This is a genomic window from Streptomyces griseoaurantiacus (genome assembly GCF_036189845.1).
GTDB classification, from domain to species: Bacteria; Actinomycetota; Actinomycetes; order Streptomycetales; family Streptomycetaceae; genus Streptomyces; species Streptomyces griseoaurantiacus.
The window spans coordinates 7333073-7353202 of the sequence record NZ_CP108326.1 but is presented as its reverse complement, the minus strand read 5'-3'; the positions used below and the strand labels follow the sequence as shown (position 1 = coordinate 7353202).

The following is a 20130-nucleotide window of genomic DNA, read 5'->3' as shown; positions in this document are numbered from 1 at the left end:
GGACGCGGACCGCCTCCCGCCGCTTCACGGACGCGGACCGCCTCCCCGCCGGTTCACGGACGCGGGCCGCCTCCCGCCGGTTCACGGACGCGGGCCGCCTCCCGACGGTTCACGAACGCGGGCCGCCTCCCGCCGATTCACGGACGCGGGCCGCCTCCCGCCGGTTTGCCGAAGCCGCAAGGAAGCGTGCGAGGCACGGTCGGCCCGAGGACACTGACCCCGGACCCGGTCCCCCACCTCGATCACCCCCCGGAAGCAGGCAGCCACCATGGTCACCTCGTCCTCCCGCCGCACCGTCCGCACCGACACCCCGCCGCCGCGCACCGGTGACGGTGAGCTGGACGTCCTGCGCGGCTTCCTCGACTACCTGCGCGCCTCCGTCGCCGCCAAGGTCGAGGGCGCCCCCGAGCCCGGCGTCCGTTCGGCGGCGGTGCCCTCGGGCACCAATCTGCTCGGTCTGCTCCACCATCTGACCCATGTGGAGCGGGCCACGTTCCTCGGCGACCGCGTCACCGACTGGCAGGCCACCTTCCACGCCCCCGCCGAGGACGGTGTGGACGAGGTGGTCGCCCGCTACCGGCGGGCGGTCGCCGAGGCGAACGAGGTGCTCGACACCTGCACCGACCCCGGGGCGCCGCTGCCCCGCGCCCGGCCGGGCGGGCGCCCGCCGGCCGTCCGTCGGGCGCTCACCCATCTGATCGAGGAGACGGGTCGCCACGCCGGTCACGCGGACATCCTGCGCGAACTCCTCGACGGCTCGACGGGGCGGTGAGCCTGGCCCGGGGTGCCCTCGGGCACTCGTGAAGATCCGGCACGTTCCGTGCGGCCCGGCTCAGGGGACCAGCACGATCCTGCCGAACACCGTGCCCTCGTCCATCGCCCGGTGGGCGGCCGCCGCCTCCGTCAGGGGCAGTACCTCGTGCACGGCCGTGCGCAGTCCGCCACGTGCGGCCTCGGCGAACTGCGCCGCCCGCACCGCCTGCCGCTCGGGGCCGGGCACGGTGTCCAGGCTCAGGGTGGCGAAGGTCAGGGACCTGCGGAAGCCCGTCACCAGGGGGGTGCCGAAGTCCGCGGGGAGCTGCCCGCCGACCACGCCGACGATGAGGTAGCGGCCGTTGGGGTTCAGCCGGTCCAGGAATCCGGGGAGTCCGGGGCCGCCCACGACGTCGATCACCACGTCGAAGCCCTCGGGCGCGTCCGGGCCACCCCCGCCCGCGCGGTCGAGGACGTGGGTGGCGCCCAGGTCGCGCAGCCGTCCGCCGCGCTCCGACGAGGAGGTGGTGACCGCCACCGCGCCCGCGCCTCCCTGGGCCGCGAGCTGCACCGCGGCGATGCCGATGCTGCCCGCCGCGCCGCGCACCAGCACGCTCTCGCCGGGCGCGAACCGGGCGCGTTCGAGGGCGAAGTGGGCGACGACGGCGGAGCCGCCGAGGGTCACCGCCTGGGCCGGGGTCAGCCCCTCGGGCAGCGGCAGGACGTCCTCGACGGCGGCGACGGCCCGCTCGGCATATCCGCCCGTCAGCCCGGTGAAGGCCCATACGCGCCGGCCCTTCCAGGAGGCGTCCACGCCCTCCCCCACCGCCTCGACGACGCCGGCGACCTCGCTGCCGAGGAGATGGCCCTCCTTGAGGCCGAGGCCTCCGATGGTGGCCCGGCGGATCACGGCGTCGACTCCTCCCACCCCGATCGCCTCGGTCGCGACCCGCACCTGCCCCGGGCCCGGGGCGGGCACCGGCAGGTCGACGACCTCCAGCCCTTCGGGCGCTCCGAACGTCCTGATCACAACGGCCTTCATGGCGACTCCTCGTTCCCTCGGGGCGGCCGGCCCGCGCTTCCTCCCGGCGGGCCCCGCCGGTTCCCGAACGTAACGGACGCCCCCGTCCGGTTGGCTAAAGTGAGAGACGATGAGCGAGCAGATGACTCACCCCGCCCGCGCCGACGCCCGCGACAACCGGGCCCGCATACTGGACGCCGCCCGCGCGGTGTTCGGCGAGGAGGGCCTCGGCGCGCCCATGCGCGAGGTCGCCCGCCACGCGGGCGTCGGCCCGGCCACGCTGTACCGGCACTTCCCCACCAAGCGCGATCTGGTCCTGGAGACGTACGCCGAGCAGCGGCGCGTGTGCCGGTCCGCGGTGCACGAGGCCCTCGCCCACGCCGACCCCTGGCACGGCTTCCAGGACGTGGTGCACCGCATCTGCGCGCTCCACGCCGAGAGCCGGGGCTTCGCGGACGCCTTCATGGCGGCCTTCCCCGAGGCGATGGACTTCGCCGCCGACCGGGAGCAGGCGGTGCGCGCGGTCGCCGAACTGAGCCGCCGTGCCCAGCGGGCGGGCCGGCTGCGGCCCGGCTTCGTCGTGGACGACCTGGTCCTGATGCTCATGGCCCACCGCGGCCTCCACGACGCCCCGCACGCCGTGCGCCTGGCGGCCTCACGCCGCTACGCCGCCTACGTCATCGAGGCGTTCCGGGCCGTCCCGGAGGGCGCGGCCGAGGCGCCCCTGCCGCCGGCCCCACGGCTGCGGGGGTGACGCCGGCCCGGGCACCGGACCGAGCCGTGGGGGGGCCAGGTTCCCGCAGGGCCGGTCCCCCGCAGGGCCGGTCCTCGGCGGGGCCGGTCCTCACCGGACCGCTCCTCAGCGGTTCCGGTCGAGGGTGAGGGCGAACAGTTTCAGCCGGGGCTCGTCCGGAAGCGTGATCGAGGCGACCGTACGGTCCGGGTCCAGCGCGAGCGTGCGCGCGAAGATGCTGACGGCCGGGCCCTCGCGGCCCGTCCCCGCCCGGTACCGGTACGGCGCCGCCACCGCGAGCGCCTCCCCGGGCTGCGGCTGCGCCGCCCAGTCGCTGAACCGCAGCGGCAGCTCGGCGGTGGTGCCGTCGGTGTAGGCGACGGTGGCGGTCGCCTCGACGGCGCCGCTGGAGGCGGCTCCCAGCAGATGCAGTTCCCGGGCCCGCAGCCCGGGCAGCTCCAGTGACTGCCCCCGTGCGGTGAGGGCGTTGCGGTCACCCTCGGCCGAGGAGGGGAACACGAACGGCGCCCCACCGAGTACGGCCGGCCCGGCGGCGGGCACGGTCTCGGCGGCGTAGCTCCAGCCCAGGCCGTCGAAGTCGCCGTCGTCCGGGTGCTCCGCGCTCGCGATCGCGTCGCGGTCCAAGGCGCCGCTCAGGTTCACCGGGCAGGAGTCCCCGGACTCTCCGCAGCCCAGCCGGCGGACGTCCAGGACGGCCGTCCGTGACCGTCGCCGCCCGTCGCGGGCGGCGACCGTGATCCGGACCTGGTGCTCGCCGGCCCTCAGCCCGGCCGCTACGGGGACGTCCTGTGTCACGTCCACCTGCGCGAAGCGGCCGTCACTGCGCACGGCGAAGGGTTGTGTGTGGCGCGTGCCGCCGAGGGTCGTGGTGAGGGTGCCGCGGACCGTACCCGGGCCCTGGACGGTCGCCCGGGTGCGGAAGGAGACGGTGGTGGCGCGGCCGGCGAGGGTGACGGCCCGACCGGGGGTGGTGGTGAGCGAGAGGGAGCGCGCGGGGCGGTGGGGCGGCGTGGGCCGCACCGGGCCCGGGCGGCCGAGCAGGTCCAGGTCCACGGCGTCGCCCATGGCGCGCAGTCCGGCGTCGTTCGGGTGCAGGTGGTCGCCGCTGTCGTACATGGGCAGCATGCGGTGCGGGTCGGCCTGGTCGCGGACGGCGGCGTCGAAGTCGACCATCCCGTCGAGGACCCCGCCGGCCCCGGTCCCGCCGTTCTCGCGGATCCACGTGTTCACGGTGTTCCGGGCGGCCTCCTGCTCCGGGCTGTACGTGCGCCACCCCTCGAAGGGGATGAGGGTGCCGCCCAGGACGCGCAGCCCGGCGGCGTGCGCGCGGTCGGCGATCTCGCGCAGGCCCGCGACGATCTCGTCCGCGCTGCCCTCGTCCGGGATCCGCTGGATGTCGTTGATGCCTTCGAGCACGATCACCGTCCGGACGCCCGCGCGGCGCAGCACGTCGCGGTCCAGCCGGTCCTTGGCGCTGGGCCCGGTGCCCTCGTGCAGGACGCGGTTGCCGCTGATGCCCGCGTTGAGCACACCGAATCCGCGGGCCGGGCCGTGGCTCGCGCGCAGCCGCTCCGCAAGGCGGTCCGGCCAGCGCCGGTCGGTGTCGGGCGTCGAGGCGATCCCGTCGGTGATGGAGTCGCCGAGGGCGACGACGGCGCCGCTGCCCGTCGCGTACTCGGGGCGGCCCGGCTGGACGTCGACCTCGCTGACGTAGTGCCAGGACCGGGTCGTCGAGGGCAGTGCGTCGCCCCCCGTGTCGCCCGCGTGGTCGGTGCCGTCGGTGGCGTAGTAGGAGGTGGTCAGGGCGTCGGTGTGCCGGGTGACCGGCCCGGAGGGTTCGGGGGTGTAGGTGGTGACGAACAGGTCGGTGGCCGCGGCGAGGGGGAGGGAGACCGGATCGCTGTAGACCTCGGCGCCCGCGGGGACGGTGACCGCCCGGTTCCCCCCGAAGGTGAGGTGGCGCAGGGTGCCGGGGGCGAGCGCGGCGCTGCCGGGCATCTTCTGCAGCCCCACGGTGGTGTGCGCGAACAGCACCGGCCGGGTGCCGAGGGCGTTGGAGAGTTTGACGCGGACACGGTCGCCGCCGACGCTCGTGCGGACGAGGTTGCGGATCGTGTACCCGGCGTATCCGGTGTCGCTCGCCGTGCCTGCGGCCGCGGCCGCCCAGGTGCCGGTCCAGGTTCCGTGTTCCGCCCTCGCCGCCGAGGGGGCGGCGACAGCGGCGGCGGGCGTGGGGAGGGCCACGGCGCTCGTGGGGAGGGCCGCGGTCGTCAGGAGCAACGCGAGAAGGGTGGCGCATCTTCGCATGGACGTTCCCTCCACAGACGGAAAGACAACGTTGTCAAGCCTCAGGCAAGTTATCCGCGCCCCTCACGCCCGGTCAATCCCCGTGCACGCAAAGGCTGTTGGCGACAAGGACGGGCCGGGACCGCCCATGCCGCGCCCCACCCGCCGACCTTCCCGGCCCACCCGTCGGCCTTCCCGCCCCTCCCGCGGGCGGCCGTCTCAGTCGGGGGTGACGGCTCTGCGGACGCAGTCGCGCAGGAGCGCCCGCCGCCGCTCGTGCGCGTCCTCGGGCTCCTGATCGTCGGCCGCGTACACGTTGCTCACGGGCGACCAGGCCATGGACATGGCGATGACCAGGGCCATGAGGTCGAACGGGTCGCCCGGCCGGACCCGCCCGGCGGCCTGCGCCTCGGCGATGGCCGCGAGCTTGCGGTCGTCGTACTGCTCGTGGGTCTCGACCAGGTGCCCGGCGGGCCGGCGTTCCAGCCGGGTCCAGGTCGCGAGCCGGATGAGGTCCGGGCGGCGCAGATACTCGTCGTAGAGGCGCACGGCCCAGCCCGGGAGGTCGTCCGCGTCGATCGGCACGACGTCGGTGATGCGCTCCAGCGAGCCGAGGAAGATCGCGTCGAAGAGACGCTCTTTGTCGCCGAAGTAGGCGTAGAGCTGCGCCTTGTTGGTGCGCGCCGCCGCGACGATGCGCTCGATGCGCGCCCCCGCGATGCCGTGGCGGGCGAACTCCTCCGTGGCGGCGTCGAGGATGCGCCGGTAGGTCGCGGCACCACGTGCGGTCTGGGGTTGTTCCGGCATGGGCCGCAGCCTATCAAACAGAACAGTTGGTTTGCTTTGAGCCCTCTCCACACCTAGGCTCCTGATAGACCGAACAGTTTGTTTGTCGAGGAAGGCCTGAGACTGTGCGAACGACCCCCGGATGGCGGGCCACCGGCCCCGGCACACTGCGGCGCACTCCCCTGCACCGCCGCGACCTGCGTGCGGACGACCTCGCGGTGCGCGTGGATTACTGCGGGCTGTGCCACACCGATCTGCACGCCGTGCGCGGCCACTCCCCCGACGCGTCGCAACCCCTCGTGCCGGGGCACGAGTTCACCGGCGTGGTGACCGAGACCGGGAGCGGGGTGACGGCCTTCTCGGTCGGCGACCCCGTCGCCGTCGGCAACATCGTCGACTCCTGCGGCACCTGCCCCATGTGCGAGGCGGGACAGGAGAACTTCTGCCATTCCTTCCCCACCCTCACCTACGGCGGTACGGACCGCCGGGACGGATCGACCACCCTGGGTGGTTTCTCCCGCGAGTACGTCGTGCGCGAGGCGTTCGCCTACGCGCTCCCCGCGGGCCTGGATCCCGCCGCGGCCGCCCCGCTGCTGTGCGCGGGCGTCACCGTCTGGGAGCCCCTGCGGTCCCTGGGAGTGGGGCCGGGCAGCCGTGTCGCGGTGGCCGGACTCGGCGGTCTTGGGCACCTCGCGGTCAAGCTCGCGGTGGCGCTGGGCGCGGAGACGACCGTCCTCAGCCGCACCGAGGCCAAACGGGAGGACGCCCTCCGGCTCGGTGCGCGGGAGCTGATCGCCGCCACGGACACCGCACGCATGGCCGCGGCCCGGGACGGATTCGACGTCGTCCTCGACACGATCTCCGCGCCCCACGACCCCGCCCCCCACCTGCGGCTGGTGGCGATGGACGGCACGCTCTGCCTCCTCGGCCACCTGGGCCGGATCACCGTCGAGGTCATGGATCTGCTCGTCGGCCGCAAGAGGCTCGGCTCCGCGGGCAGCGGCGGCCGCCGCGCGACGGCCGAGATGCTGCGCTTCTGCGCCGAGCACGGCATCACCGCCGACGTCGAGGTGCTTCCCTCGGCGCGGATCCACACGGCGCTCGACCGCCTCGCCCGCGACGACGTCCGCCACCGCTTCGTCCTGGACATGTCCGACCTGGACTGAGCGCCCGCCTTCCTCAGGGAAGCCGACGGCAGAGCAGCGCGTCGGGGCGGCCCGCGCTGCCCACACGGGTGGTGAACGCGATACCGGCGGCGTACTCGCCGTCGGCGCACTGGCCCTTGTAGTGGCCCGAGGCGAAGTCGCCGCCGGAGTCGGGCCGGTTGTCGGACCGGTCGAACCAGACCGTGCGCCCTCCGGTGCCGAGCGAGGTGCGGGCGGGGACGCACAGGGCGGCCGAGGTGCGGTCGCCGCGGCGGCTGTAGCCGATGAGGTAGGAGTCGGAGGGGCACTGGAACTTCGTGTAGCCGCCCGCCCAGTCACCGCCCTGCGGCACGTACCGCTCGTCGGTCACCACCGTCCGGGCGTCCCCGGCGGCGCGCAGGTCGCCGGCGCCCGTGTCGGTGCACAGGCCCCGGCCCCCGGAGTGACTCAGGCCGATCAGCCGCAGTCCGTCGGGGCAGGCGGCCTTGTAGGCGCCCGGGTCCCAGTCGCCGGTGGCCCGTACCCGCAGCGACTGCACCTGGTCGCCGTGGTCGGTGCTGAGCATGCGCCACGCGGGCACCGGGGCGACGGGGCCGGTGCGGCCCGGTGAGGTCATCAGACGGTCCCAGCCGGTGCGGCGCCAGTCGCCCCCGTCCAGCACTCCGTGCCGGTGGCCGTCGGTGTCGTAGCGCAGCAGCGCCCAGTCGTCGTGTCCCTCCCAGCCGACCAGCGGCCAGTAGGCGAAGTCGGCGTCCTGGTCGGCGAAGTAGTCGGTGATCCGGCCGAACCAGGTGCGGGCGGCGCCGTTCGTCTCGCCCGAGCCGATGCCGAACTCGCTGATCCACACGGGGGCCGTGTAGTGCCGGCCGGTGTCCTGCGAGACGAAGAACGCCTCGTCGTACAGGGCCTGCCGCAGTTCCTGCTCGGTGAGGTCCTGGTAGCGGGGGTCGCTGGTCTCGCCGAGGCCGGTGGCTCCGCTGTGGTGGGGGCCGGTGTAGCCGTAGAAGTGCGCGGAGTAGACCAGTTTGTCGCTCTCGACGAGGGTGTGCGAGAGGGTGCGGGCGGGGGTGAGCGTCGGGCGGCCGTGCGGGAACCCGTCGACGGGCAGTCCGGTCCAGTTGATGCCCTCGATGACGACGAGGAGGTCGGGGTCGCCCTCGGTGAGGATCCGGTCGGCGGCCCACTGTGCGGCGGCGTACCAGTCGTAGTCGTCGCCGCCGCCCCAGTCGGGGTCGTGCAGCACGTCCCGGCGCACCTCGTTGTACAGGTCGGCGCCCACCACCCGGGGGTCGTCGGCGTAGCGGCGGGCCATGAAGACCCAGTCGTCGGTCCAGCGCCGGGTGTCCTGGCCGCTGTTCCAGCGTTCGTTGCCGTCCAGGCCGCAGCACCAGCGGGAGGTGTTGGTGTGGTTGTTGAGCACGACCGCGAAGTCCTCGGAGGTGAGGGCGGCGACGACCGCGTCGAAGACCTGAAGGGGGGTCCTGCCGCGCAGTGCGGGGTTGGCCGCGACGGCGGAGTCCGGTACGGGGTCGGTGGTGTGGATCATCTCGTTGGAGAACGGCAGCCGGACGCTGTTGATGCCGAGCGCGTGGAAGTCGGCGAGCAGGGTGGGCAGAGGTACGCGGTCGAGGCCGAGGGGGATGCCGTGGGAGTCCTGTCCGGCGTGGTGCCGGGCGGGGTCGGCCCTGTCGCCGCTGCCGGTCCAGGAGCCCTGTGCCCCGTCCCAGTTGGCCGACTTCAGCCGGAAGCGGTTGCCGGCCGCGTCGACGATGTAGCGGCCGCGGGTGGACAGGGGCGGCTGCCAGGTGCCGGTGGCCGCCTTCGGCGCGGCGGGCGCCGGGGACGGGTCCGGCGTGGCGGCGAGGGCACCGGGAGCGGTGGCCGTCAGGAGCACGGCCGAGAGCGCACATGTCAGGTACTTGACAATACGTGGAATCGACATGGTCCCCTACCGGTGGATGGAAGACGGCGACCGCTGCGTCAACTGCCCCTGCGAAGCGGGTGGTTGAGCGGATGGTAGTCCTCTCGCGGCAGGGCGTCGACCGGGCGGACCACGGCACACGGCAGGACACCTCAGGGGGTGCCCCGGCGTACGGCCGTGGTGGCCAGCGTGGTGAAGCACGCCGTGAAGCGGCCGCCCAGAGCGTCGATGGCGCGGCCGACCGCGTCGAGGATGTCCTGCCGCCTGTCGGGAGGAAGCACGGTGAGCCCACCGGTGGTGGGGAGGAGGTCCAGCCACCGCTCGCGCGTGCAGGACCACTCCCAGTCGAAGCGCCACCGCTCCGGCTCCTCGAAGCGCCCCGTCGCACGGATGTCCTCGGCGATCCTCGCGTATCCCGCCAGGTACGTCTCCAGCGGCTGCCGCGCCGACCGGGTGCCGAAGGGCGAGTCCGGCGCCACCCGGCGGTACGCGGCGGCGAACGGCTCGGCGACCTCGGCGGGTGGTTCGAGCACGTGCCCGAAGACCGCCAGGCGCCCGCGCGGCCGCAGCACCCGGGCCGCCTTCGCGGCACCGGCGGCCGGGTCCACCCAGTGCCAGGACTGGGCGGCGATCAGGGTGTCGAACAGCCGGCCGCCCGCCTCCCAGTCCTCGAAGGTCGCCACCTCGACCCGCAGGCCGCGCTCCCTGGCGACATCGGCCATCCGGGGATCGGGTTCGACGCCGAGCACCGCGCAACCGGCGGCCAGGAACTGGCGTCCCGCGATGCCCGTGCCGCAGCCGACGTCGAGCACTTCGGGCCCGGGGCTCCCCTCGACGACCCGGCCCACCAGGGCCTCGGGATAGGCCGGCCGGGCCCGGTCGTAGCGTCGCGCGTCGGTGCCGAAGGACTCGGCCGTCCGCCGGAGCCCGTGCGGACGGGCCGGACCGGACCGCTCCCGCGGTGGTTCGGGCTGCTCGTGCGGCGATAGAGTGGGCATGCGCCCACCTTAGTGGGCGCATGCCCACTTGTCAGCGGGACCGGGTCCTGGGCCCGAGGGGAGAGGCGCGTGCCTACCGGGGTGCATCTGCGCGACGCGCGACAGCAGTTGTTCGACGCCGCCGAGCGCGTACTGCTGCGGGACGGGCCCCACGCGTTGACCAGCCGGGCCGTCACCGAGGAGGCGTGCTGCGCCAAGGGAGTCCTGCACCGGCACTTCGCCGACTTCGACGCCTTTCTCACCGCGCTCGTGCTCGACCGGTCCGCGCGGCTGCGGGCGCAGGCGCGCGAGCTGCGGGAGGCCGTCGGCACCGGCACCGTGACCGACCACCTCACCGAGGCGCTGACCACCTTCTTCGGACCCGTTCCGGTCGCGATCATCCCGCTCGTCACCTTCCGCGAGGAGTTGCGCGCGCGGCTTCGGCGGGCCGCACCCGGAGGCGGCCCGGCGATCCTCGCCCAGATCACCGAGGCGGTCGCCGCCCTCCTGAGCGAAGAGCGCGACCTGGGCCGTGTCGCGGCCGACGCCGACATCGACTCGCTCGCCCTGTCCCTGGTGGGCGGCGGCCACCTGCTGTTCGCCGACCGCGACTCCGGCCCGCCGGCCAGGGAGGCCGTGCGTCAACTGGTCGCCACGGTGCTCGCCGATGTCGTGCGGCGGCGACCGGACTGACCCTCGGCCGACGGGCCGGGGGTCCTGCCCGATCAGCGGGGCTGTCTCCCGGGGCCCCGGGTCTCCGGTCCCGGAGCACGCGGAGCCCCGTGTCCGGGCCTCGCAGGCCCGGGCACGGGGCGGCCCGGCGGGTGGTCGGATTCAGGCGGGGCGCCGGACCGTTCCCGGTGCCGAGGGGTGGTCCGTGAGCTGCCCGGACCGGCTCCTGCCGATGCTGCGGCAGGTGGAGATGCCGAGGGCGAGCAGCCAGTAGCTGAGGATCGCGCCCATCGAGGCCGTGGTGCCCCAGCCGTTCGCCGCGTAGAAGTGGGCGGGGTCGTTGCCGAAGAACAAGGAGGGCACGAAAGCCGCGTTGACGCAGGCCAGCACGTAGGCGCTCCGGTGGGTCCAGCGCGGCAGCAGCTCGGTGCGGGAGAGCGTGTAGCCGACGGTGGTCAGGAACAGGGTGAGCAGGACGCGTCCGATGGTCCCGTACAGGATGTAGGTCCCGCTCACCTCGATGGTCGGGTCGATCGGGTGGTCGGCGGCGATGACCGCGCCGGCCTCGAGCCCGCTGGAGACCAGGGTGACCGTCACGTAGACGACCCCGGCGGTGAAGGCGAGGTTGCCGGCCCACTCGTAGGCGGGGCGGACGGCCCTGACCAGTTCACGGAAGGCGGCCACGAAGACGAGCAGGAACGTCAGGCCGAGGATGCCGATCAGAAGTCTCGCGAGGACGTTGGAGTCCGGCGGCGGACCGTCGTAGACGAAGTACAGGGGTACTTCGACGATGAAGGCGAGGGCGGTGGCGAGGCAGGCGCGTCCCGCCAGGCGCCGGGCGGTGGTCTCGTTCATGGGTGTTCCCCCGTGGGTGTGTCGGATGGTGCGTCGGTCGTGGGTGTGTGCCGAGCGGTTCACCGGGGCCGGGCGGGCATGTCCGCCCTCCCCGGTGCCGGCTCAGCCGCCGCCCATGCCGCCCCGTGCGGCGATCATGGTCGTGGGCAGGGTGCGGACGGTCCTCTCCAGGCCGGGCGCGAGGGCGCCGAGCCGCCTCGTGCAGGCGTCGACGCGGGATGGGTGGAGCGTGCGGTGCCGGCGGGGTACGACCGAGGGGATGCCGCCCGCCGCGGCCAGCGCCAGCAGCGCCGCGTCGGCGGCGGGCAGCCGCTCCACCGGCCCCGTGCCGTGCAGCGCCGCGAGGACGCGGTCCCGGACGGCGGCGGCCGCCGAGGCGTCCACGGTGGTCGAGCGCCGGCTGCCGAGGAGGCCGCGGGACGCCCGCACGGTGAGGAGCCCGGCCGCGGCGAGCCTGTCCTCCACCTCGGTCAGGGTCCGCCGGCGGTGGCGGCGCACGAGGTGCTTCCAGCCGTGCCCGGCGGCCTCGCGCAGCACCCCGTCCAGGACGGGGTCACCGGTGGACCCGGTGCCGTGCACGGTGACGGTGCCGTGCTCCTCCCCCAGCCGGCCGCGCAGCGCGAGGTCCGTGAGGGCGGCGGCGCGCAGCAGCAGTGCGGTGCGGGAGCGGTCGTAGGGGCCCTCGGCGGTCTCGTCGTGGGCGAGCAGGTAGGTGAGGCAGGCCAGGTCGTCGATCACGTTTCGACGCTACGGCCGGGCGCCCCGGCCGCGGATCGGCCGCGCGGAGGGACCGGCACTGGGAGCACGGGAGGGCCGGGGGGCGCTTCTCCTCCCTGAGGAGGAGAGGGCGCCTCAGGGGTGGGGCCCGGGAAGGGGGCAGGTCAGGGGCGGCGCGGCCGGACCAGGCCGTGGTCGTAGGCGGTGACGACGGCCTGGACCCGGTCGCGCAGACCGAGCTTGCGCAGCACCGCCGTGACGTGGTTCTTGACGGTGGCCTCCGACAGGCACAGCCGTGCGGCGATCTCCGCGTTGGACAGCGCCTGTCCGATGAGGGTGAGCACCTCCCGCTCGCGCCCGGAGAGATCCCGCAGGGAGGACGGGGGCTCCGGGTCGGGCAGGGTGCGCAGGAACCGGTCGAGGACGCGGGTCAGCACGGTCGGCGCGAGCAGGGCCTCGCCGCGCGCGGTGAGGCGGATGGCCTCGACGAGTTCGCCGGGACGGATGTCCTTGAGGAGGAAGCCGCTCGCCCCGGCGCGCAGTGCGTCGACCACGTGCGCGTCCACGTCCCAGGTGGTCAGCACGAGGATCCGGGCCCGGCTGCCGGTCTCCGCGATCCGCCGGGTCGCCCCGATGCCGTCGAGGACGGGCATGCGGACGTCCATCAGCACCACGTCGGGTGTGAGTTCCCGGGTCAGCCGCACCGCCTCGGCACCGTCGGCGGCCTCGCCGACGACCTCCAGGTCCTCCCGGGCGTCGATGATCATGCGGAATCCGGTGCGGACCAGGGCCTGGTCGTCGGCCACCACCACGCGCAGGGTCATGACACCCGCTCCACCGGCAGCCGTGCCGCCACCTCGAAGCCGCCGCCTGAGCGGGGTCCGGCACGCAGGCTGCCCCCGAGCAGCCGGGCGCGCTCCCGCATCCCGACCAGTCCGCGCCCCCCGCCGGTGAGGGCCGAACGGCCGTGCCCGGGACGCCCGTTGTCGGTCACCGTGATGTTCACGCAGTCCCTCTCCGCTCTCACCCGCACGCTCACCTCGTCCGCGTCGGCCGCGTGGCGCAGCGCGTTGGTGAGCGCCTCCTGGACGATGCGGTAGGCGGCCAGGTCCACGGCGGCGGGCAGCCCGTCCAGGGTGCCCTCGTGGTGCACGTGCACGGTCATCCCGGTCGCGCGCACCGGGTCGGCCAGCTCCGCCAGGCGGGCCAGCCGGGCCCCGGGGTGGCGCGGCGCGGCCGGCCCCTCCTCCGCCGTCTCGGGGCGGAACGCCCGCAGCATCGTGCGCAGTTCGCCGAGTGCGGAGCGGGCGCCGGTCTCGATGGCCCGCAGCGCCTGACGGGCCTGGGCGGGCTGTTCGGCGAACACGTCCTCGGCGGCGCCCGCCTGGACGACCATCACCGACAGGGTGTGCGCCACCACGTCGTGCACCTCGCGCGCGAGGCGTTCCCGTTCCTCGGCGAGGGCCCGGCGCAGTTCGGCGCGTGCCCGCTCCCGCTGGGTCCTGCGCCACTGCCCGAGGGTCCAGGCCAGGGCGGGCGCCAGCAGGCAGAGCACGAGGTCCGCGGTGCCGCCCGTCACCAGGGCGAGCGGGGCGGGCGCGCACATCGCCGCGAGGGCGCGGGCCGAGGTGCGCGGCGGCCGGAGGGCCGAGAGCACGCACAGGGTGATCTGCGCGGCGAGCAGCGCCCCGGTGAGGGTCACGGCGGGCAGCAGCGCCCAGAGGGTGAGCCCCGTGGCCGCGTGGGCGGCGAGGACGGTGGCGGGGGCGCGGGTCTGCCACCTCAGGGCGCAGACCTGGGCGAGGACGAGGGCCTCGGCGAGGGGCAGCCGCCCGCCGCGCCCCTCGCCGGCGACGAGGACCGAGGTCCCGAGGACGGCGAGCACCAGCGCGGCCGAACCCCACCACAGCATCCGGCTCTCCCGGGTGGAGGGCGCCTGCCACGGTTCCGGAGTCTCGTGGGCCGCCCCGGTGCGTGCCTCGTCCGGGTGCGTCCCCGTTCCGCTGTCCCACTCCGTGCCGCCGCTGCGCCCCACGCCCCGACCATACCGCCGGCGGGGGGCCGGGAGAGTGACGCCGGTGCGCTGCGGACGGATCGGGCTCAGGCGTGGGCGCCGGGGGCGGCGCGGTCCCGCAGGGCGGTGGTGCCCTCGCCGATCAGGCGCAGGGTGCGGGGGAAGTCCCGGAGCCGGCCGGCGAGGAGATCGAGGCCGATGGTCAGGGAACGGGCGGGCACGTCGCGGGCCTCGAGGATGCTCGCGGTCCAGGTGAGGAAGTCGGTGAAGATCCCGGCGTCGTCCATGTAGAGGGCGGTGGCGAGGAAGTCGACGATGTGGGCGAGGTCCTCGGCGGTGCGCTCGCGCTGTGCCTCGCTGTACTCGCGTGCGGCGGGGAAGGCGTCCTCGAGGTCGGCCAGGGTCTGTTTGACCAGCTGGGCCCGGGACCGGACGATCATCGTGTATTCCTGGTCGGCCAGGTGCGGCAGGTCGTCCACGGCCTGCCGGCCCCGGGAGGGGTCGGGGCGGGTGAGTCCCTCGGCCAGGGCGGCCGCGGCGCCCCGGGCGTCGGGCGCCCATCCGTCGACGCCGAGCGTCCGCGCGTGCCTGCCGTCGATGCCGAAGGCGCGTCCGCCCGCGAGGACGGGGACGCCGACGGACCGGCAGGCCGTGATGGCCGCGTGCGCGGCCGGGAGGTGGGTGGGGATCGACCCGGACAGCAGCACGGCGTCCGTGTTGGTGTGGTGCAGGTGGGCGACCAGGTGCGGGGTGGGGGTCTGCGCGCCGAGGTAGTCGACGTGCCAGCCGCGCAGCCGCAGCACCTCGGCCACGAGCCGGGCGGGGAAGGCGTGCCACTCGCCGTCGACGCAGCCGACCGTGACGCGTCCGCGCGGGGCGCCCCGGCGGGCGAACGAGGGGTGGTGGGCGAGGATGGCGACGACGCGTTCGTTGATCGCGGTGGCGGCGTGTTCCTGGGCGACGGTGAGCCGGCCCGCGGCCCACTCGGTGCCGATGCGCTCCTGCACCCGCGCGATCACGTCCAGGAGGAGTGTCTCCCCGTCGACGTGCCGGGCCGCGGCGTCCTGGACGAGGGCGACCGCGGTGTACTCGTCGCCCTCGGCGACGGCGTGCCACAGTGCCTCGCGCAGGCCCGCCGCCGTGGTCGGGTCGCTCACAGGTTCATCCCGTCCTTCGCGCCCGCGACCGTCGGCGGGCCGCCGCTCCGTGCCGCGCCGATCGCGACGACGGCCATGTCGTCGTGGCCGCCGGAGCGCAGCCACTGGAAGGCGAGCATCTGCACGTGTTCCACGACGGCCTCCGCCGGCATGCCGGCGCAGCCGGCCAGCGCCCGACGGAGCCGTTCCTCGCCGAAGAGTTCCTCGCCGAGCGGGCCGCCGCGGGCCTCGGTGATGCCGTCGGTGTACAGCAGGCAGATCTCTCCGGGGGCGAGCACCGTCTCGATCGTGCGGGCCCGCACCTGGGGCAGGGCTCCGACGAGGGTGCCGTGGGTGGGTGCCTCCTCCACCGTGCCGTCGGCGCGGATGATCAGGGGCGGCAGGTGGCCGCCGCTGGTCAGCCGCAGGTGCACTCCCTCGTCGCCGCGGCGCACGGAGGCCAGGACGAGGGTCGCGAAGCGGGTCTGGTGGGAGGACAGGAGGGCCCCGTTGAGGAGGCTGAGGACCCGCTGGTGGTCGTCGGCGAGCGGCAGCAGGGCCTGCAGGGTGTTGCGGATCTTGCCGGTCAGCACCGCCGCGTCCAGTCCCTTGCCCGCGACGTCACCGAGGACGACGAGGGTCTCCCGGGAGGGGTCGGATCCGGGGTGGACGTCGTAGAAGTCGCCGCCGATGCGTTCCTGGTCCGTGGCGGCGCGGTAGTTCCCGGCGTACTCCACGCCGTGGACGCTGCCGAGTTTCGGCGGGAGCAGTTCCCGCATGAGGGTGGCGGTGATGGCGGACTGCTCGGCGTAGAGGCGGGCCGCGGAGAGCGCGGCGCCGGCCCGGGCGGCGAACAGGCGGGCGAAAGCCTCCTCGCCCTCGGTGAACGCCTTCTCGGTGCCGGAGCGCAGCAGCACGAGGGCTCCGGCGGGCACTCCGTGGCCGGGCAGCGGGGTGACGATGACGGAGCCGACCGGGCCGGTGAAGCCCTCGGGGATGAGCCAGTCGGGGATGTCGTCGGGGTTGAGCCAGCGGGCCGGGACCGGCGGGAAGCCCTGCAGGGCCTCGGCGAGTCCCGGCACGGCGCGGGTGTCGACCTGCCGGGTGACCTGGACGGCCCCCGTGCCCCGTGCGGCGTACGTGAGTTGGTGGCGGCGTCCCTGGGGCGGGGCGATCAGGACGGCGCCCTCGGCGAGGTGCTGGGCGGCCAGGGAGGCGGTCACCTCCATGCAGCGCGGCACGTTCAGCGTCGACAGGAGGGTGGAGGCGATCCCCGAGAGCATCTCGGACCGTGTCCGGGCGCTGTGCAGCGCCGTCTCCGCCTGCAGGGCGTCGGTGCGGTCGATCAGCCACCAGACCACTCTCCCGTCGCCGGCGGGGGTCGGGTGCGCCTCGAAGAACCGGTCGCCGAGGTGTCCGGCCGGGACGTCGCCGCCGCCGGGGCTCCGTGCTTCCGCCAGGCGGTGGTGGGCCTCGGCCAGCCAGGAGGGCGCGAGGTCGCGCAGCCGGTCCCCCGGGGCCGCGCGCGGCAGGTACCGCCGGGCGGCCTCGTTGAGCCCCGTCAGAACGCCGCGCCGGTCGGCGACCAGCACGGGGTAGGGGGCGTGGCGCCATGTCTCGCCCACCGGGGCACCGGCGTCACCGGCGCCGGGGGCGGAGCGGAGGCCGGGGCCTGTGGTCGGACCGGGAGAAGCATTCAAATCGGCAGGCACGCGCCGTGCGCACCCCACCACCTTTCCGTTCGGGTGTGGTCCTGTGGGCGAGGGACTGTGGGCGAGGGCCTCTGGGGAAAGGCTCTCCGGGGCGAGAACGTGGAACGTTCAGAGTTCCGCAATCGACCCTGCGTCGCAAGCCGCCCCGAATCGCCTTGTCGAAACATGCAATCGGTCACTCGCGGATCGCGGCACGGGGCTCGGACGGGCGGGTCAGGTGCCGGGGGCGGGCGAGTCGCCGACGAGCGCGATCCGGGCCGTGACGCGCTTGCCGGTGCGTTCCCGGCCGGCTTCGAAGTGCTGAGCGATGGCTTTGACGATCTCCAGCCCGTGCTGGCCGATCCGGTCGGCGTCGGCGGGCCTGGGCACCGGGAGCTCCGGGTCCTCGTCCCGCACCACGACCTCCAGCAGACCCTCCGTGAAGCGCAGTTCCAGGGTGACCGGCCCTGGGGCGTACTTGCGCGCGTTGGTGACCAGTTCGCTCACCACGAGCTGTGTGTCGCCCACGGTCCGCGCGCTCACGGGCACTCCCAGTTCCTCGCGGATCCGGCCGAGGAACGCGGTGGCGAGGTCCCGGGCCCGGGCGATGCTCAGGCCTTCCTTCTCCAGCGTCACCGCGACCCGTATCGGTGTCCCGCTGACCGGAGCAAGACGGCCGTCGCCGCCGGTAACCGACTCCATACGCCCTCATTCGTACTCGACCCGCACCTGCCTCGGCCGCACAGATGTGCCCTCGCACCGACTCAGCCGTCTCCTCAGGGTAGAGCAGACGTTCGTGCAGGCTGCACAGGCGTTTCCCCCGGGGAGTACCCCGAAGTGCTCCGGGCGTGCCTCCCGGCGTCCCCCGGTTCGGGAACTCAGGTGTCCTCGGCGGTGGCACGGAGGGTGAAGACCTGGACGAGACCGACGATGGTCAGGATGCGCTCCAGGTGGGCCGGCACGGCGGCGAGGACGACCTCGGCCTCGGCGGCCAGGGCGTGCTGGCGGGCGGCGAGGAGCGCGGTGATGCCGGTGGAGTCGCAGAACTCCACGCCGGACAGGTCCAGGACCAGGCACTGCCCGGCGTGCAGCACGAGCCCCTCGACCTGGCGGCGCAGCTCGGCGGCGTGGACGAAGTCCAGTTCGCCGGCCACGAGCAGGACGGGGCCGGCGACGGTGTCGCGGTGGGTCAGGCTCAGCGGGCTCATCGCGGGTCGTCCGATACCGGGAGGGGGTGTGCGGGGATGCCGGGGACGCCCAGGGCGAGCAGTGCCGTGTCGTCGTCCAGTCCCTCTCCGAAGCCCTTGAGCAGTGCGGTGAGCGCGGTGACCAGCTCCTGGGCCGTGGTGGGGGCCTGCGCGGCGACGAAGCCGTACAGGGCGTCCTCGCCGTACAGGCTGGCACGGGTGGGTCCGGTGCGCGCCTCGGTGAGGCCGTCGGTGTACAGCAGCAGCGTGTCGCCGGGGGCCAGCGTGGTCCCCGCGGTGACGACGGGGGCGCTCGGCAGGACGCCGACGAGCAGTCCGCCGGGGGTGGACAGCAGGTCGACACCGCCGTCGGCCCGCAGGACGAGGGCCGGGGGGTGACCGCCGGAGGCGAGCTGGACCGTGGCGGGCCCGCCGTCCCGCCCGGGTTCGAGGATGCCGTAGACGACGGTGCAGTAGCGGGGGTCGCCACTGGCCGAGTAGCGCTCGTGCAGGACGGTGTTCAGCGTGGTGAGGGCGGTGACGGGGGTGGGGTCGTGGTGGGCGGCGGTGCGCAGGGTGTGGCGGGTGAGGGAGGTCAGGGAGGCCGCTTCGGGGCCCTTGCCGCACACGTCGCCGAGGAAGAAGGCCCACCGGCCGTCCCCGAGGGGGAACAGGTCGTAGAAGTCGCCGCCGAGCCGGTCCGGGGAGGCCGTGTGGTAGTAGACGGCGGTCTCGATGCCGGGCAGCCGGGGCAGGGTCTCGGGCAGCAGGGACCGCTGGAGCACGGCGAGCGCGTCGGCGAGCCGCTGCCGGTCGGCCTCGGCCTGCCGGCGGGCCGCCTCCGCCTCGGCCCGCGCGTGCTCGGCCTCCTGCCTGCGGCGCAGGAGTTCCTCCTCGTAGGCGCGCCGGTCGGAGGCGTCGAAGACGGTCGTGCGGATGAGCAGCGGATCGCCCTCGCTCCCGTACTTGACGGCGGAGGAGACCAGCACCGCGAGCCGGGCGCCCTGGGCCGTCCGCATCTCCAGGGCGATTCCGCGCAGCTCGCCCTGCATGCGCAGCAGGGGCGCGAAGTGCGTCTCGTGGTAGAGCTTGCCGCCCACGGTGAGCAGGTCGACGAAGCGCCGCCTGCCGACGACGTCCTCGCGGTCCAGGCCCAGCCAGTTCAGCAGCGTGGTGTTGATCTTGGCGATGGTGCCGTCCATCAGGGTCGACAGATAGCCGCAGGGCGCCGACTCGTAGAGTTCCTCGGCGCTGTCCTCCAGCAGCGCGCTGAACGCCGCGTGCGTGTGCGCCCGTCCCCCGTTGCCGCGGGAGGAGTCGGGTCCCTCGCCCGTGCGGCTCATCACTGGAGGTTCCGCAGGAAGTCGAGGAGGGCCCGCGCGGTGGCCTCCGGCGCGCTGAGCTGCGGGCAGTGCCCGGTGGCGTCCAGGGTGACCAGGCGGGAGCCGGGGATCGCCCCGTGCACGTAGGCGCCGACCTCGCGCGGGGCGATGACGTCCTCGGAGCACTCCATCACCAGCGTGGGCACCTTCACGCGGGCGAGGTCCTCGCGGCTGTCGGACAGGAAGGTGGTGCGGGCGAAGACCCGGGCGATGTCGGGGTCGGTGGCGCAGAAGCTGTTGGTCAGCTCCTGCCCCAGTTCCGGCCGCTCGGGGTTGCCCATGATCACCGGGGCCATCGCGGAGGACCAGCCGAGGTAGTTCGACTCCAGGGAGTCGAGGAGTTCACCGATGTCCTCGCGGGTGAAGCCGCCCCGGTAGCCCTCCTCGTCCACGTAGCAGGGCGAGGGCGCGACCATCGCCATCGCCCCGATCCGCCCGGGCGCGGCCTCGGCGGCGAGCACGCCGACCATGGCGCTGACGGAGTGCCCGACGAACACGGCGTCCCGCAGGTCGAGTTCCTCGCAGACCTCCACCACGTCACGGGCGTAGCCGTGCAGCGAGGAGTAGCGCTCCTCGGTCCAGGCGGAGAGGTCCGAGCCGCCGGAGCCGACGTAGTCGAAGGTCACGACGCGGTGCTGCTCCGCCAGGGCCGGCTCGACCAGGCGCCACATGTTCTGGTCGCAGCCGAAGCCGTGGGCCAGCATCACCACCGGCCCCTGGGCGGCACCGGTGATCCTCACGTTGTTCCTGCGGCGGATGTCCATTGGCCCATCCTCGCACCCCGGCCGGGAGACCGTGGGGGCGGCCGGATCATGGGGCCCGGCGTCCGGCCG

The 20130-nt window shown here is 74.6% G+C and carries 19 protein-coding genes; 4 read left to right on the top strand and 15 right to left on the bottom strand.

The window, feature by feature from the left end; translation table 11 throughout:
* The first annotated feature begins 268 nt into the window (after nucleotides 1-268).
* On the top strand, nucleotides 269-772 hold the full coding sequence (locus OHB09_RS32305; RefSeq protein WP_191891626.1) for a mycothiol transferase: 504 nt from the start codon (nucleotides 269-271) through the stop codon (nucleotides 770-772).
* 60 nt (nucleotides 773-832) lie between these two features.
* Here the strand turns inward: OHB09_RS32305 and OHB09_RS32300 are convergent, their stop codons facing one another.
* On the bottom strand, nucleotides 833-1795 hold the full coding sequence (locus OHB09_RS32300; protein ID WP_191853779.1) for a zinc-binding dehydrogenase: 963 nt from the start codon (nucleotides 1793-1795) through the stop codon (nucleotides 833-835).
* 109 nt (nucleotides 1796-1904) lie between these two features.
* Here OHB09_RS32300 and OHB09_RS32295 point away from each other — a divergent pair, with 109 nt between their 5' ends.
* Nucleotides 1905-2528 carry a TetR/AcrR family transcriptional regulator gene (locus OHB09_RS32295; protein WP_093595085.1) on the top strand — a complete coding sequence of 208 codons (624 nt, stop codon included), beginning with the start codon at nucleotides 1905-1907 and terminating at the stop codon, nucleotides 2526-2528.
* 105 nt (nucleotides 2529-2633) lie between these two features.
* Here OHB09_RS32295 and OHB09_RS32290 read toward each other — a convergent pair whose 3' ends face one another.
* Together OHB09_RS32290 and OHB09_RS32285 are read right to left on the bottom strand one after the other, a co-directional pair.
* The gene (locus OHB09_RS32290) at nucleotides 2634-4808 is read right to left on the bottom strand and encodes an SGNH/GDSL hydrolase family protein (protein WP_328922955.1); all 2175 of its coding nucleotides are present in this window, start codon (nucleotides 4806-4808) and stop codon (nucleotides 2634-2636) included.
* A gap of 225 nt (nucleotides 4809-5033) precedes the next feature.
* The gene (locus tag OHB09_RS32285; protein WP_093595082.1) at nucleotides 5034-5621 is read right to left on the bottom strand and encodes a TetR family transcriptional regulator; all 588 of its coding nucleotides are present in this window, start codon (nucleotides 5619-5621) and stop codon (nucleotides 5034-5036) included.
* A 104-nt stretch (nucleotides 5622-5725) separates the two neighbouring features.
* Between OHB09_RS32285 and OHB09_RS32280 the strand changes: the two genes are divergently transcribed.
* On the top strand, nucleotides 5726-6766 hold the full coding sequence (locus tag OHB09_RS32280; RefSeq protein ID WP_319351431.1) for an NAD(P)-dependent alcohol dehydrogenase: 1041 nt from the start codon (nucleotides 5726-5728) through the stop codon (nucleotides 6764-6766).
* A 13-nt stretch (nucleotides 6767-6779) separates the two neighbouring features.
* On the opposite strand, the gene OHB09_RS32275 is transcribed toward OHB09_RS32280, so the two are convergent.
* Together OHB09_RS32275 and OHB09_RS32270 are read right to left on the bottom strand one after the other, a co-directional pair.
* Nucleotides 6780-8687, bottom strand: coding sequence for a glycoside hydrolase family 5 protein (locus tag OHB09_RS32275; protein ID WP_319351430.1), 1908 nt, complete (start codon nucleotides 8685-8687; stop codon nucleotides 6780-6782).
* Nucleotides 8688-8818: 131 nt separating this feature from the next.
* A complete protein-coding gene (locus OHB09_RS32270; RefSeq protein ID WP_006140263.1) occupies nucleotides 8819-9664 on the bottom strand; it encodes a class I SAM-dependent methyltransferase in 846 nt (281 codons plus the stop codon).
* A gap of 69 nt (nucleotides 9665-9733) precedes the next feature.
* Between OHB09_RS32270 and OHB09_RS32265 the strand changes: the two genes are divergently transcribed.
* A complete protein-coding gene (locus OHB09_RS32265) occupies nucleotides 9734-10336 on the top strand; it encodes a TetR/AcrR family transcriptional regulator (protein WP_006140262.1) in 603 nt (200 codons plus the stop codon).
* A gap of 141 nt (nucleotides 10337-10477) precedes the next feature.
* Here the strand turns inward: OHB09_RS32265 and OHB09_RS32260 are convergent, their stop codons facing one another.
* From OHB09_RS32260 to OHB09_RS32215, 10 genes are all read right to left on the bottom strand, one after another.
* The gene (locus tag OHB09_RS32260) at nucleotides 10478-11170 is read right to left on the bottom strand and encodes a hypothetical protein (protein WP_191853773.1); all 693 of its coding nucleotides are present in this window, start codon (nucleotides 11168-11170) and stop codon (nucleotides 10478-10480) included.
* Between the two features lie 102 nt (nucleotides 11171-11272).
* On the bottom strand, nucleotides 11273-11908 hold the full coding sequence (locus OHB09_RS32255) for a GOLPH3/VPS74 family protein (RefSeq protein ID WP_319351429.1): 636 nt from the start codon (nucleotides 11906-11908) through the stop codon (nucleotides 11273-11275).
* A gap of 143 nt (nucleotides 11909-12051) precedes the next feature.
* A complete protein-coding gene (locus OHB09_RS32250; RefSeq protein ID WP_191891613.1) occupies nucleotides 12052-12711 on the bottom strand; it encodes a response regulator in 660 nt (219 codons plus the stop codon).
* Complete coding sequence (locus OHB09_RS32245) at nucleotides 12708-13922, bottom strand: sensor histidine kinase (RefSeq protein ID WP_319351428.1); 1215 nt, start codon at nucleotides 13920-13922, stop codon at nucleotides 12708-12710. Before OHB09_RS32245 ends, OHB09_RS32250 begins: the two co-directional genes overlap by 4 nt.
* 65 nt (nucleotides 13923-13987) lie before the next feature.
* On the bottom strand, nucleotides 13988-15058 hold the full coding sequence (locus OHB09_RS32240) for a cobalamin B12-binding domain-containing protein (RefSeq protein ID WP_319351427.1): 1071 nt from the start codon (nucleotides 15056-15058) through the stop codon (nucleotides 13988-13990).
* Complete coding sequence (locus OHB09_RS32235) at nucleotides 15055-16662, bottom strand: PP2C family protein-serine/threonine phosphatase (RefSeq protein ID WP_328922954.1); 1608 nt, start codon at nucleotides 16660-16662, stop codon at nucleotides 15055-15057. The genes OHB09_RS32240 and OHB09_RS32235 overlap by 4 nt, the downstream gene beginning before the upstream one ends.
* 300 nt (nucleotides 16663-16962) lie before the next feature.
* A complete protein-coding gene (locus OHB09_RS32230) occupies nucleotides 16963-17430 on the bottom strand; it encodes an ATP-binding protein (RefSeq protein WP_191853768.1) in 468 nt (155 codons plus the stop codon).
* A 176-nt stretch (nucleotides 17431-17606) separates the two neighbouring features.
* Nucleotides 17607-17936, bottom strand: a complete 330-nt coding sequence (locus OHB09_RS32225; RefSeq protein ID WP_319351425.1) for an STAS domain-containing protein — start codon at nucleotides 17934-17936, stop codon at nucleotides 17607-17609.
* Entirely contained in the window at nucleotides 17933-19258 is a 1326-nt protein-coding gene (locus tag OHB09_RS32220; RefSeq protein ID WP_191891618.1) for a SpoIIE family protein phosphatase, read from the bottom strand. Before OHB09_RS32220 ends, OHB09_RS32225 begins: the two co-directional genes overlap by 4 nt.
* Nucleotides 19258-20061 carry an alpha/beta fold hydrolase gene (locus tag OHB09_RS32215; RefSeq protein ID WP_319351424.1) on the bottom strand — a complete coding sequence of 268 codons (804 nt, stop codon included), beginning with the start codon at nucleotides 20059-20061 and terminating at the stop codon, nucleotides 19258-19260. The genes OHB09_RS32220 and OHB09_RS32215 overlap by 1 nt, the downstream gene beginning before the upstream one ends.
* Nucleotides 20062-20130 lie beyond the last annotated feature (69 nt).

Bases quoted from the DNA above. Each gene is read 5' to 3' on its own strand.
- OHB09_RS32305 (WP_191891626.1), top strand. From the start codon at position 269: ATGGTCACCTCGTCCTCCCGCCGCACCGTCCGCACCGACACCCCGCCG.
- OHB09_RS32300 (WP_191853779.1), bottom strand. From the start codon at position 1,795: ATGAAGGCCGTTGTGATCAGGACGTTCGGAGCGCCCGAAGGGCTGGAG.
- OHB09_RS32295 (WP_093595085.1), top strand. From the start codon at position 1,905: ATGAGCGAGCAGATGACTCACCCCGCCCGCGCCGACGCCCGCGACAAC.
- OHB09_RS32285 (WP_093595082.1), bottom strand. From the start codon at position 5,621: ATGCCGGAACAACCCCAGACCGCACGTGGTGCCGCGACCTACCGGCGC.
- OHB09_RS32275 (WP_319351430.1), bottom strand. From the start codon at position 8,687: ATGTCGATTCCACGTATTGTCAAGTACCTGACATGTGCGCTCTCGGCC.
- OHB09_RS32270 (WP_006140263.1), bottom strand. From the start codon at position 9,664: ATGCCCACTCTATCGCCGCACGAGCAGCCCGAACCACCGCGGGAGCGG.
- OHB09_RS32260 (WP_191853773.1), bottom strand. From the start codon at position 11,170: ATGAACGAGACCACCGCCCGGCGCCTGGCGGGACGCGCCTGCCTCGCC.
- OHB09_RS32250 (WP_191891613.1), bottom strand. From the start codon at position 12,711: ATGACCCTGCGCGTGGTGGTGGCCGACGACCAGGCCCTGGTCCGCACC.
- OHB09_RS32230 (WP_191853768.1), bottom strand. From the start codon at position 17,430: ATGGAGTCGGTTACCGGCGGCGACGGCCGTCTTGCTCCGGTCAGCGGG.
- OHB09_RS32225 (WP_319351425.1), bottom strand. From the start codon at position 17,936: ATGAGCCCGCTGAGCCTGACCCACCGCGACACCGTCGCCGGCCCCGTC.
- OHB09_RS32220 (WP_191891618.1), bottom strand. From the start codon at position 19,258: ATGAGCCGCACGGGCGAGGGACCCGACTCCTCCCGCGGCAACGGGGGA.
- OHB09_RS32215 (WP_319351424.1), bottom strand. From the start codon at position 20,061: ATGGACATCCGCCGCAGGAACAACGTGAGGATCACCGGTGCCGCCCAG.